The sequence below is a fragment of the Pseudomonas sp. S5D5 genome (assembly GCF_003013355.1).
Taxonomy (GTDB): domain Bacteria; phylum Pseudomonadota; class Gammaproteobacteria; order Pseudomonadales; family Pseudomonadaceae; genus Aquipseudomonas; species Aquipseudomonas aylmerensis.
Genome location: NZ_PTEO01000001.1, coordinates 4,596,712 through 4,609,743 on the forward strand (window position 1 = coordinate 4,596,712; position 13,032 = coordinate 4,609,743).

Below are 13,032 nucleotides of genomic sequence, written 5' to 3' on the forward strand. Positions count from 1 at the left end.
ACTAATTAACACATTAAGTCCGCCCGGTTCGCCGAGCGGACTTTTTTATTGCCATCGTTATCTTGTTAACTGTGGGAACCTGCGTGCCGGCGATGTTTTGTTGATCACACCGCCGCCGGCAAGCCGGTTGCTACAGGGGCTATAGCGGAAATCGCCCTTTCGCCGCTTCATCGCAGAAAATATCAAACAGCACCTGCGCCGCCGCCGACAGTTCATGCCCCGGTTTGGTCAGCACCCCAATCGGCCGCTCGATCACCGGGCCGTGCAAGGTGATGCAATGGGCGCCCGCCTCTTCCATCTGCCGCGCGCATAACGCAGGCACGGCGCTGACCCCCAGGCCATTGGCAACCATCTTGCCTACGGTCGCCAGTTGATGGCTTTCCAACGCCACGGGCAGTTTCATCTGCAGGGCGCCCAAGTGTTCTTCCAGCATCACGCGCACTGTGGACGGGCGCTGCAAGGTAATGAACGGGTGTTGCAAAAGGGTTTTCCAGTCGACATCAGCCACATGCGCCAAGGGCGAATCGGCGGGCACCACGGCGATGAAGCGATCCAGGTACAACGGCGTGAACGCCAGCGATGTTTCTTCGGCAGGCTCGAACGCCACCCCCAACTCCACCTGCCGATCTCGCACCATCTCCAGGACCTGCTCGTTGATCAGGTCATGCACCGTCACATTCACCTGCGGGTAACGCGCGCGGAATATCTTCAGGATCGGCGGCAACAGGTTGCCGGCGAACGACGGCATCGCCGCCACAGTCACGCGCCCGCGCTGCAAGGTGAAGCGTTGGCGCAATTCATCTTCGGTATTGTCCCAATCGGCAATCAATCGGCGGGCCAAGGGCAGCAGGGATTCACCTTCCGGGGTCAGCGCGACGTTACGGGTATTGCGGCTGAACAATCGCCCGCCCAGCCCTTCTTCCAACCCCTTGATGGTCAGGCTCAGCGCCGACTGGGAGAGGTGCAACCGCTCGCAGGCGGCGGCAAAACTCAGGGTCTGGGCCACGGCGAGAAACGCACGCATTTGTTTGACGGTCATAGGAGCGTTCCAAGTGACGAGATGAAAGCTGCAAGTGAAAGCGGTCGCAGACTATGCTTGAAGCTTACGGACTGAAGCTTATTGTGCTGTTTTCTAAATCAATCAACCTAAAAAAACAACTTAACAAATCAATCCGTCGGCGCAACACTCGGTTCATTGGCTGGCCCACAAACAATAATAGAGGTGCATATGGCAGGTTTCGATAAACGCGTGGCGTCCTACGAGGAAGCACTGGCAGGCCTGGAAGACGGCATGACCGTGCTCTCCGGTGGTTTTGGCCTGTGCGGCATTCCGGAAAACCTCATCGCCGAGATCAAGCGCAAAGGCACCCGCGACCTCACCGTGGTTTCCAACAACTGCGGCGTCGATGGTTTTGGCCTGGGCGTACTGCTGGAAGAAAAGCAGATCAGCAAGGTCATCGCCTCCTACGTCGGTGAAAACGCGCTGTTCGAGAAGCAATTGCTCAGCGGCGAAATCGAAGTGGTGCTGACCCCCCAAGGCACCCTCGCCGAAAAAATGCGCGCAGGCGGCGCCGGCATCCCGGCCTTCTTCACCGCCACCGGTGTCGGCACGCCGGTTGCCGAAGGCAAGGAAACCCGCGAATTCAACGGCCGTCCGTATCTGATGGAAGAATCCATCACCGGCGACTTCGCCATCGTCAAAGGCTGGAAAGCCGACCACTTCGGCAACGTCATCTATCGCCACACCGCCCAGAACTTCAACCCGCTGGCCGCCACCGCCGGCAAGATCACCGTGGTCGAAGTGGAAGAAATCGTCGAACCGGGCGAGCTGGACCCGGCGCAGATCCACACTCCTGGCATCTACGTCGACCGGATCATCTGCGGCACCTTCGAGAAGCGCATCGAACAGCGCACCGTCCGCAAATAATCTGCCCCCAGCCCGAACAATAAGGACTCATGAAAATGGCACTTACCCGCGAACAAATGGCTCAACGTGTCGCCCGCGAAATGCAGGACGGTTTCTACGTCAACCTGGGCATCGGCATTCCGACCCTGGTGGCCAACTACATTCCCGAAGGCATGGAAGTGATGCTGCAATCGGAAAACGGCCTGCTGGGCATGGGACCGTTTCCTACCGAAGAAACAATCGATGCCGACATGATCAACGCCGGTAAACAAACCGTGACCGCGCGTATCGGCGCGTCGATCTTCTCCTCCGCCGAATCGTTCGCCATGATCCGCGGCGGCCACGTCGACCTCACCGTGCTTGGCGCGTTTGAAGTCGACGTACAAGGCAACATCGCCTCGTGGATGATCCCCGGCAAGCTGGTCAAGGGCATGGGCGGCGCCATGGACCTGGTGGCCGGTGCGGAAAACATCATCGTGATCATGACCCACGCGTCCAAGGACGGTGAGTCCAAGTTGCTCAGCCAGTGCAGCCTGCCGCTGACCGGCGCCAACTGCATCAAGCGTGTGCTCACCGATCTTGCTTACCTGGAAATCGAAAATGGCGCTTTTGTCCTCAAGGAACGCGCACCTGGCGTCAGCGTTGAAGAGATTGTGAGCAAGACCGCCGGTAAACTGATCGTCCCGGACCACGTTCCAGAAATGCACTTCCAGTGAGGACAGATTCCATGCAAGACGTCGTGATTGTTGCTGCCACCCGCACCGCCGTGGGCAGCTTTCAAGGTTCGCTTGCGAACATCCCGGCTCCGGAACTGGGCGCCGCCGTGATCCGTCGCCTGCTGGAGCAGACCGGCCTGGATCCTGCAGAAGTGGATGAAGTGATTCTCGGCCAGGTGCTCACCGCAGGCAGCGGCCAGAACCCGGCGCGCCAGGCCTCGATCCTCGCCGGCCTGCCACACGCCGTCCCCAGCCTGACCCTGAACAAAGTCTGCGGTTCGGGCCTCAAGGCCCTGCACTTGGGCGCCCAGGCTATCCGCTGTGGCGATGCCGAGGTGATCATCGCCGGCGGCATGGAAAACATGAGCCTGGCCCCGTACGTATTGCCTGCCGCGCGCACCGGTTTGCGCATGGGCCACGCCAAGATGATCGACAGCATGATCACCGACGGCCTGTGGGATGCGTTCAACGACTACCACATGGGCATCACCGCCGAGAACCTGGTGGACAAGTACGGCATCAGCCGTGAAGCCCAGGATGCCTTTGCCGCCGCGTCCCAGCAAAAAGCTGCGGCAGCCATCGAGGCCGGGCGTTTTGTCGATGAGATCACGCCGATCCTGATTCCCCAGCGCAAAGGCGACCCGATTGCCTTCGCCGTGGACGAGCAGCCGCGCGCCGGCACCACCGCCGAGTCCCTGGCCAAACTCAAGCCGGCGTTCAAGAAAGACGGCAGCGTCACTGCCGGCAACGCCTCCAGCCTCAACGACGGCGCCGCTGCGGTGCTGCTGATGAGTGCCGACAAAGCCAAGGCCCTCGACCTGCCCGTGCTGGCGCGCATTGCCAGCTACGCGAATGCCGGCGTCGATCCGGCGATCATGGGCATCGGCCCGGTATCGGCCACGCGCCGCTGCCTGGACAAAGCCGGCTGGAGCCTGGGCGACCTGGACCTGATCGAAGCCAACGAAGCCTTCGCCGCGCAATCGCTGGCAGTGGGCAAAGAGCTGGAGTGGGACGCGGACAAGGTCAACGTCAACGGCGGCGCCATTGCCATCGGCCACCCGATCGGCGCCTCAGGCTGCCGCGTGCTGGTGACCCTGCTGCATGAAATGATCAAGCGCGATGCCAAGAAAGGCCTGGCGACGCTGTGCATCGGTGGTGGCCAAGGCGTAGCCCTCGCCCTCGAACGCAGCTGATTCAAACAGCAACGGGGGAAACCGCCCGCGGTGGCGAGGGAGCTTGCTCCCATTGAGCTGCACGGCAGCCCCCGCTGATAAGAGCAACACGGAAACGGCCGGGCTCCACGAAAAGCCCGGCCTTTTCTTTAATGCAAAAACGGTAGGCGCTGACGTGCCCGCCCCCCCAACATCCCCGATTGTCAGTCCGTACGGGGCACCGCAAACACCGCGCTCGCCCGTGCCACCACCTTCTCCCCAACCTGCAGACTCACCGTGGCAAACGCCATCTGCCGTCCACGCTTGTGATGTTCCAAGCGCACCACAATCCACTCCCCTACCTGCACCGCGCCCAGGTAGTCCAGGGTCATGCTCGCGGTAATCAGCGGCAGCGGCGGCTCACTGGAGAATGCCATCGCGTAGCCCATGCCGATATCCGCCAGGGTCGCCAACACCCCGCCGTGCACGGTGCCACGTCCATTGGCGTGACGATTGTCGGCCCGCAGGCCGATTTCCAACTGCAGGCCTTCACCTCGGCAGTATGCCGGGCCGAGCAAATCCAGCAGCGGGCTGCTGCGGGGCAACGAGACGAAACCTTCGGGAACGGCGTGGCTGATCATGGCGGATTCTTCCTTGGAATAAGACCTGAGGTGTACGCCAGCGCCCGCGCAGCAGCCATCACCATCAGCTACGCAAATCCTTTGCGATGCTTTGCGTTAATCCGCCAGACCGGCTTTAATCGCGGTCAATTTCCCCGCACACCCCAAGGAATTGCAATGCGCCATCTGGACGGCAAACCTCACGCGCTTTTATGGCTCTTGCTGGCCGGCCTGGCCCTGGTCGGCTGCTCGCCCAAGGATCACTCCCGCGCCAACGTGATCAATGGCGAGCAAGGCCGGGCCGGCGCACAATTGGCCTATGAACATGAGTTGACCCTGGCACTGCCCGGCGCCCTGCTCGCACCGCGCATGCAGGCCACCCGCGAAGCCTGTGAGTCGGCTCGCTTTGGCGCCTGCAATATTCTCGGAATCACCGAAGACGGCAACGGCGGCGAAATCATCCTGCGCATCGCGCCGACCGGCGTGGAACCGATGGTGGCCCTGGCCGCGGAAGGCGGAAAGCTCGGCCAACGCATCACCACTGCCGAAGACCTGGCCGACGCTGTCGCCGATGTGCAACGCCGCCAGGACCGCCTCCAAGCCCAGCAGCAACGCCTCGACGAATTGGCCAAGCGCAAGGACATCACCGTCAGTGACTTGATTGCCTTGAGCAAGGAGCAGGCCGGCATCGAAAACGAACTGCAGGCACTGGCCCAAGTCGCCGCGGGCCAGCAACGCCGCCTCGATACCAACCGCGTCACCTTGAACTTCCGCTCATCCGACGGCGCGAACCAGGCGTCACGCTTCAGCCGGATGTTCAGCAACCTGGGCGACAACCTGGTCGACGGCACTGCCGATGCACTGGAACGCGCCAGTTATGTGCTGCCCTTCGTAGTCCTGGCGTTCCCCGTGCTGTGGTTGTGGGTATGGCTGTGGCGACGGTTGGTCGTGGCGAAAAGATCCAAGGTGGCAGATGGGCCTTCTGTGAACAGCTGACCGCTTGTGGCAGAAGGACGTCGTGGCAGGCCTGGTTCTTTTTGCTAGTCAGGCTCTTGTTGCAGGTCAGGCTCTTGTGGCTGGTCAGCCTCTTGTTTCAAGTCAGCCTCTTGTTGCAGGTCAGGCTCTTGTTGCAAGTCAGCCTCTTGTGGTTGGTCAGTCTCTTGTGTCTGGTCAGGCTCTTGTGGCGAGCGGGCTTGCCCCGCGTTGGGCTGCGCAGCAGCCCCATCAAGCAAAATGCGGTTTTTCAGTTATGACGCGGTGCCTGTTTTGGGGCTGCTGCGCAGCCCAACGCGGGGCAAGCCCGCTCACCACACGGCCGCTCGCCACAGGGCCGATTACTACAGGGCTGATCACAGGTCCACTTGCCACAGGGTCGCTATCAGCGCTTCATGCAGCGCTGATAGCGCTCATCGACCCGGTTGGCAAACCACGCCGTCGTCAGGTTGCGGGTGATCTTCGGGCTCTTGAGCACAATGCCCGGCAGGATCGCCCGCGGCAGCGGTTTGCCGGCAGCCTGATCAGCCAGGGCAAACACGCGCTTGTAAAGGGTGGTGTCTTCAAAATCCAACTGCTCGCCTTGCTCAAGTTGGCTGCGGATGCTGGGGTTGCGCATATCCAGCTTCGCGCCGAGAGAGCGCACCGCCAGCTCGGTGCTGCCGGGTAGCAACGAGCCGTAACGAATCAAATCCCCATCCAAGGTCAATTCGGTGCCGGTGACACGGCTGACCGCCGCTTGAAACGCGGCGTTGCGACTGGCGTACCAGCCGGCATTGAAGTCGGCAAAACGGTACAGCGGCTGATCGTAATTCACCGGATAACCGAGCAAATGGGCGATGCCGAAGTACATGCCGCCGCGCCGGGTGAACACTTCGCGACGAATCGTGCCATCCACCGTGTAGGGATAACCTCGCGCCTGTTTCTGCGCAAAATCGATGCTCACCTGCATGGGGCCTGCGGTGTGCACTGGATTGAAACCACCAAACAGCGTGTTGCCCAGGGGCACCACGCTGATGAAATCATCGAAGATGCCGCTGAGGTCTTTCTCGGTGCGCGCGCCACTCAGGCGTTCTGCGTAGGTCTTGCCGGTGGGCGAAGTCAGTTGCAAGGCGCTGCGCACCACAAAGGCCGGCACGTGCACCTTGCCGGCACGGCGCAGGATTTCATCCTGGGCGATCTTGCCCATGTTCGGCACCGGCGGATCGACCTGATAAGTGGACTCCTGCTCGGTCACCGCCAGCACGGCGCAAATATTTTCCGTGCTGGGGTAGATCTTCTGGGTATCAAAGGCCGTGTAGATATCTTGGGCCCAGCCGTTACGGTCCTTCACGGTTGCCGGCAGCAGGCGCACGATCTGCGCCTTCACCTCGGCCTCGCTGCGCTGCGGCTGTTGCGGGGCGCGCGTTGTAGAGCAACCGGCCAGCACCAGGAGCGTGGTGAGGCACAGGATCAGTCGGGATGCGGACATGGGACTTCCTTGAACGACAATGGGCCAGCTAGCGCTGATATCGACAGGTAAGTCTATCCGGCGTTCGCCGCCCTGCTGCACTCGCCAGCAAAAGACAAACGTGACAGGATCTGTCATCGACCATTCGTACAAGGAGTTTGAATGCCATGCTGAGCTTGAATTTCCTCGTCACCTGCCTGATCGTCGTGCTGATTCCCGGCACCGGCGTGATCTTTACCGTCTCCACCGGCCTCACCGCCGGCAAACGCGCCAGCATCTTCGCTGCGCTGGGCTGCACGGCGGGAATCCTCCCGCACTTGCTGGCTTCCATACTCGGGCTTTCCGCGCTGCTGCACACCAGCGCACTGGCGTTCGAAGTACTCAAATACGCCGGCGTGGCCTACCTGCTGTATCTGGCCTACGCCACCTGGCGTGACCGCTCGGCCTTCGCCATGAATGACACGCCCATCGTTGCCACCCTGCGCAGCCTGATCATTCGCGGTTTCCTGCTGAACATTCTCAACCCCAAACTGACGATTTTCTTCCTTGCCTTCCTGCCACAGTTCGTCACCCCCGGCAGCACCGCGCCGGCCTTGCAAATGCTGGTGCTGAGCGGCGTATTCATGGCGATGACGTTTGCGGTGTTTGTGCTCTACGGCCTGCTGGCCAATGGATTTCGCCGCGCAGTCATCGAATCGCCACGCGTGCAGAATTGGCTGCGCCGCAGTTTTGCAGCAGCCTTTGCAGGGTTGGGGTTGAATTTGGCGTTCGCGCAACGCTGAACACTGGGCACTTGGGCGCAAGCAGACAATGTTTGCTGAAACGCCCCACCTCAATGCCGGATAAGCACTACAGATATCCCTTAAAAACCGCTGCAAAGTCCCTCGACTGATCACACAGTGCGAGGGATTGCAGATGTTTTTTTTCGATAGCCCCGCCGTTTTGGTGGGTGCGCCTTGATCAATGCCACCAGCCAAACCATCGGCCTCCTGCTGCTGACGGCCATGGATGCCAAGACGCGTGACGTCGAAGCCGTGCTCAGCGATTTCAGGCGCTGCCTCAATTCCTACGAAACCTTGGCGCAAAGCTTTCTCAGCTCTTCGGCGCTGGATGTTGAGCAGGTATTCAAGGTCGGCCGTGAGGTGGCGCTTGTCGCCCCGATCAACCGCTCGATCCTTCCCAGCAGTACCGTCGCCGCGTGCCAGGCCAACGGCACCTTGACGCTGGTGCACATGTTCCAGAGTTCGAGGTTCGTGCCCATCGGCAATACGCCCGTGATGTTGCAGCGTATCGACCCAAACGGCGGCCCGCTGGGGGCGCCCATCCATAAAACCATCGGGCCCAGCGGCATTCTGGAAGTTACCGAGTGCGATCGTAACCAGCAGTACCGCATCAGTTTCTACCCCAACGTCTCCCAAGAGCATTTCAAGGCGCTGTATGCCTCCTATCAGTCGGTCATCGGGCCACTGGAGGGCTGGCTGCGCAGCGAGTGGGACGCCACGTTTGCACCGCTGTGGGCGGACTACTCCGAGGCCAATTTCCTCAAGCGCTACCTGATGCTGCACCGAGCCTACGCCCGGGGATTTGGCAATGCGCTGTATGAACTCTGGGATTCCCTCAAGCAGCTGCTTCAGTGGCTTATGGACCCGCTTGCCAATGCCGAGAAGCTGCTGCATTACCTGTCCCGCGCCGAACTCGAAAAGCTCCTGAACCTCAGCGCCGAAATCCTCGCAAAAGGCATTTTGGTACTCAGCGATGAGCCGCTGCTGTTCATTTACTTGTCGGTATTGGTCAGTTGGATGCGGATGATGCCGCCGCCGTACATGAACGAATTGCTCGGGGAAATCAGCGCCGAAGTGCTGATCAACCTGCTGCTGGCCCTCGCCACCGGTGCGATGGGCGTGGCGATAGGCATGAGCGCCAAGGTCCTGGACGGCATCAAGTCTCGTCGTGCGCGCCAGTGGTTCAAACACCTGGCCAGGCAATTTGGGAAATCTCGTGTGCAGGGCCATGTCGAGGCGGCCAAACCGTTGTTGCTGAGGAGCGCGGCGACGCCGATCACGGTGATTCCGGATGTACCGTTGAAGGCTGGGGATCAGCTGGTTTCCAACCCGGTGCCGGCGGTTCGCGGCAAGACGCAGCGGACGACGTTGGTTCGGCAGGAGCATGTCGACGATGTGCCTGCTGCTGGCAAGAATCCAAACGGGGACTCGGCGGCGCCTGCGGATAAGACCGCCACTAACGGCTGTCCGGTGTCGATGGTGACCGGAGAGGAATTGCTCACTCTCACCGATGGCACGTTGGATGGAATCTTGCCGTTTGAGTGGCGCCGCTTGTACCGCACCAGTGCGGTGGAAATGGATGGCGGGTTGGGGTTTGGCTGGAGTCACTCGTTGGCGCATCGGCTGAGTGTTTCCGGTGATTCGGTGGTGTGGACCGATCATGAAAACCGCTCGACCACCCTGCCCTTGCCATCTGTTTCTCGACCCGCAATTACCAATAGCCTGGCCGAAGCGGCGATCTATTTGGGCGCTTCGCCGGATGAACTGGTGTTGGCGCAGGCGTCGCGCTTCTACCACTTTCGCGACGGCATACTGACCGCGATCAGCGATGCATATGACAACCGGCTGCGCATTGCCCGGGATCTTTTGGGGCGCATTGAGCGGCTGGATAACGGTGTCGGGCGTTCGCTGTTCCTGCGCTACGAGTTTGGTCGCATCGTGGCGGTGGACTACCAGATCCAGCGCGCCAAGGGCCGCGGTCCTTTCGAGTGGATGACCGAGCACAACGTTGTTTCCTACGCCTATGACGACCTGGGACGACTGGTCTCGGCGACCAATGCCGTCGGCGAACGCGAGGTTTATCGGTACGACGATCAGCACGTCATTCTTGAGCGGCAGTTGGCCGGTGGCGCGAGTTTCTTTTGGGCGTGGGAACGCGCTGGCAAGGCCGCGCGCTGTGTCCGCCACTGGGCGAGCTTTTCGCAGATGGACACGCGTTATGCCTGGGATGACCACGGGCAGGTCACGGTGTTTAACGCTGATGGCAGCCAGGAAGTCTACGTGCACGACCAGCGTGCGCGCCTGGTGCAGCGCATTGATCCGGATGGTGCCGAGCATTTCAGATCCTACGACGACAAAGGCCGGCTGACGGTCGAGCAGGATCCGCTCGGAGCGGTGACGGCGTATCAGTACGACGAAGCCGGACGCTTGGTGGCGGTGTTTCCGGGGGACGATGAGCCGACGTCCTACGAGCATGACAATGGGTTCGTACGGGTTGTAAGGCGTGGTGAGGCTGCCTGGAAATATGAGCGTAATGATCAGGGCGATATCGTTCGTAAGACTGATCCGGACGGCAACGTAACGGACTACAGCTACGACAAGCAGGGACAACTGACCGGGGTCTGGTTTCCCGACAACAGCTGCCATCGGCTGGTGTGGAACGAGCGTGGTCAGTTGCTGGAAGAACAACTGCCAAATGGCGGGGTCAAGCGCTACCGCTATGACGACATCGGGCGGCAGGTGGCGCGTGAGGATGAGCATGGGGCGCTGACCGAGTATCAGTGGGACAGCGTCGGGCGGCTAACTCGTGTCGTGTTGCCAGCTGGTGCGGCACGGGAATACAGCTACAACCCCTACGGAAAGATCACCTCCGAGCGTGATGAGCTGGGGCATGTCACCCGCTACGAATACGCCGATGGCTTGCACCTGATCAGCCGGCGCATCAATGCCGATGGCAGCCAGGTCAAATACCGTTACGACAACGTGCGGCTGTTGCTCACCGAAATCGAAAACGAGGTTGGCGAAACCTACACACTCGACTATCACCTCAATGGCCTGATCCAGCAGGAAGTCGGCTTTGACGGCCAACGGACGGCTTATGCCTACGACCTCAACGGCAACCTGCAGGAAAAAACCGAGCACGGCGACGATGGCAGTCAGCTGGTTACCCGTTATGAGCGAGACCACGCAGGGAGGCTCGTAAGAAAAACCCTGCCCGACGGCAACGCAGTCGATTATGCCTACGACCGCCAAGGCAACCTCCTTAGCGTCGACGATGGCCACTGGGCGCTCGCCTACGAATACGACCCACAAAACCGCCTCATCGCCGAACACCAGGGCTGGGGCACCTTGCGCTACGGCTATGACGCCTGTGGGCAGCTGCAACACCTGCGTCTACCCGACAACAATCGCGTGGTGTTCAAACACGATAAGGGTGGGCAACTGGCGAAGGTCGAGTTAAATGACCAGACGCTCACCACTCATCTTTTCGATGCAGGCCGTGAACACCAACGAGGCCAAGGCAGGCTACTCAGCAGTTACCAATACAACGCTCAAGGACGTCTGTTCGCTCACGGTATAAGCGACGTCGAAGGCGCGATTTACCAACGCCAGTACGACTACGACAAATCCGGCAACCTCACCCGCCTGCTCGACACCCGCAAAGGCGAACACCACTACCACTACGACCCCCTCGCCCGCCTGACCCGCGCCGACCACTCGCAGGACGTGCAAGAACGCTTCGGCCACGACCCGGCCGGCAACCTGCTGATGCAAGACCGTCCCGGTCCGGACATCGTCGCGGGCAACCGGCTGATGATCCAGGGCGACCGCCATTACGACTATGACGCCTTCGGCAACCTGATCCGCGAACGACGTGGCCGTGGGCACGCGCTGATCACCGAATATCGCTACGACTGCCAGCATCGGTTGATCGGTATCACTCAGCCCAACGGGCAGACGGCCCGCTACCGCTACGACCCGTTTGGGCGGCGGATCAGCAAAACCGTTGATGGGACAACTACGGAGTTTTTCTGGCAAGGCGACAAGCTGATTGCCGAGCATCACGCGGATCGGCATCGCAGCTATCTCTACGAACCCGACAGCTTTCGGCCGCTGGCCCTGCTGGAAGGCTTCGGCCCGAAGGACACCAAGCCCTACCACTACCAACTCGACCACCTTGGCACCCCGCAGGAACTGACCGCCCCGGATGGCGAAATCGTCTGGTCCGCGCATTACCGTGCCTACGGAGAAATCAGCCGCCTAGACGTCGTAAAAGTCGACAACCCGCTGCGCTTCCAAGGCCAGTACTTTGATCAGGAAAGCGGGCTGCACTACAACCGCCATCGCTACTACAATCCGGATACTGGTCGCTACCTGACGCCGGACCCGGTGAGGCTGGCCGGTGGACTTAACAGCTATCAGTACGTACCCAACCCTACAGGGTGGGTGGATCCACTAGGTTTGAATACGTGCCCAGGTGGCGACGGGTGCAAACCCGAATCCATAGCGGACGAGCCTTCGGCAAAAGCAATAGTTCACAAAGATGAACCTGAACCACCAAACTCAACTGATGAAGAGGACTATTTGTTTCGTGGAGACAGAAATCCACCAGAGAAAGTTTTCAAACAAGGCTTCAAGAGCAAAGGGGATAGCAACGACCTTTATCTCCACGCCGTGAACAGCAACGATCCGCTAAGTAATTTTATAAGTACTTCGCCCTCCAGGATGACTGCTATAGACTTTGCAACGGGTTACGGAACGCGAGAAGGTTACTTGTATGTCATAAAAAGTATCGCAGGGCATGACGTCAATTTAGAACTTGGTAAAAGGACACCTTTCGCAAATGAAAAGGAGTTTGCCATCCATGAGAAAATAGACCCAGAGGATGTTTTAGGAATGACACCAGTAGACCCTGACGGCAGCTATACGGGCTATTCAATTCCAAACCCGAACAGGAAAACAAAGTGAAAACAAAAAAAATCAAAGCAATAATTAACAACATAGAAAAAGACGTCACCTTCAAGTATGACGCCACTGAAATAAAATTGATGTATTCCGAAGCAGACAACTTCAAAAAAATTTATAGCGCCGAAGACATGTATAGGTGCCTGGCAAAAGTCAGGGCTGACTTCCCTTCAATACAATTTCTTTGCAAAGGTGCCAAGATAAACGTCACCCCCTCAAGCATGGCCTCGCAGATGAGCGGAGGGCTGGTTGCCTATGAGTTGACGCTAGGAAAACGCGCAACCCGAGAAAATTTGGTCCATATATTTGACTATGAAGACCAGAATCTCACCAACGACCCAGAGGAACAGCGCCGATTTTACGAAGCATGGATAGTGTCTATAGACGCCGATTGAACTGAATTATCGGCGCCTATGAGTTCGACCAGATGACCACTCACCAGTCATCCA

At 59.6% G+C, this 13,032-nt stretch carries 10 protein-coding genes; 7 read left to right on the forward strand and 3 right to left on the reverse strand.

All coding sequences use genetic code 11. From position 1 onward, the window contains the following. Positions 1-139: 139 nt before the first annotated feature. Entirely contained in the window at positions 140-1,039 is a 900-nt protein-coding gene (locus C9990_RS20650) for a LysR family transcriptional regulator (RefSeq protein WP_106804493.1), read from the reverse strand. Positions 1,040-1,228: 189 nt separating this feature from the next. Between C9990_RS20650 and C9990_RS20655 the strand changes: the two genes are divergently transcribed. From C9990_RS20655 to C9990_RS20665, 3 genes are read left to right on the forward strand one after another with little or no spacing between them, the layout of a single operon-like run. Next, a complete protein-coding gene (locus C9990_RS20655; protein ID WP_010211319.1) occupies positions 1,229-1,927 on the forward strand; it encodes a CoA transferase subunit A in 699 nt (232 codons plus the stop codon). A gap of 35 nt (positions 1,928-1,962) precedes the next feature. Then, on the forward strand, positions 1,963-2,622 hold the full coding sequence (locus C9990_RS20660) for a CoA transferase subunit B (RefSeq protein WP_003211625.1): 660 nt from the start codon (positions 1,963-1,965) through the stop codon (positions 2,620-2,622). 11 nt (positions 2,623-2,633) lie between these two features. Next, positions 2,634-3,815, forward strand: a complete 1,182-nt coding sequence (locus tag C9990_RS20665) for an acetyl-CoA C-acetyltransferase (RefSeq protein WP_106804494.1) — start codon at positions 2,634-2,636, stop codon at positions 3,813-3,815. A 182-nt stretch (positions 3,816-3,997) separates the two neighbouring features. Here the strand turns inward: C9990_RS20665 and C9990_RS20670 are convergent, their stop codons facing one another. Further along, complete coding sequence (locus C9990_RS20670; RefSeq protein WP_106804495.1) at positions 3,998-4,414, reverse strand: PaaI family thioesterase; 417 nt, start codon at positions 4,412-4,414, stop codon at positions 3,998-4,000. Between the two features lie 156 nt (positions 4,415-4,570). Between C9990_RS20670 and C9990_RS20675 the strand changes: the two genes are divergently transcribed. After that, positions 4,571-5,389, forward strand: a complete 819-nt coding sequence (locus tag C9990_RS20675; RefSeq protein WP_106804496.1) for a DUF4349 domain-containing protein — start codon at positions 4,571-4,573, stop codon at positions 5,387-5,389. A gap of 382 nt (positions 5,390-5,771) precedes the next feature. Here the strand turns inward: C9990_RS20675 and C9990_RS20685 are convergent, their stop codons facing one another. Continuing rightward, positions 5,772-6,857, reverse strand: a complete 1,086-nt coding sequence (locus C9990_RS20685) for a DUF1615 domain-containing protein (protein ID WP_065905544.1) — start codon at positions 6,855-6,857, stop codon at positions 5,772-5,774. A gap of 146 nt (positions 6,858-7,003) precedes the next feature. On the opposite strand from C9990_RS20685, the gene C9990_RS20690 reads away from it, so the two are divergent. From C9990_RS20690 to C9990_RS20700, 3 genes are all read left to right on the forward strand, one after another. Continuing rightward, on the forward strand, positions 7,004-7,618 hold the full coding sequence (locus C9990_RS20690) for a LysE family translocator (RefSeq protein WP_106804498.1): 615 nt from the start codon (positions 7,004-7,006) through the stop codon (positions 7,616-7,618). Between the two features lie 222 nt (positions 7,619-7,840). Further along, positions 7,841-12,586 (forward strand): RHS repeat-associated core domain-containing protein, encoded by a 4,746-nt coding sequence (locus C9990_RS20695; RefSeq protein WP_106805696.1) that lies wholly within the window; start codon positions 7,841-7,843, stop codon positions 12,584-12,586. Further along, positions 12,583-12,978 (forward strand): hypothetical protein, encoded by a 396-nt coding sequence (locus C9990_RS20700; RefSeq protein ID WP_106804499.1) that lies wholly within the window; start codon positions 12,583-12,585, stop codon positions 12,976-12,978. Before C9990_RS20695 ends, C9990_RS20700 begins: the two co-directional genes overlap by 4 nt. The last annotated feature ends 54 nt before the right edge of the window (positions 12,979-13,032 follow it).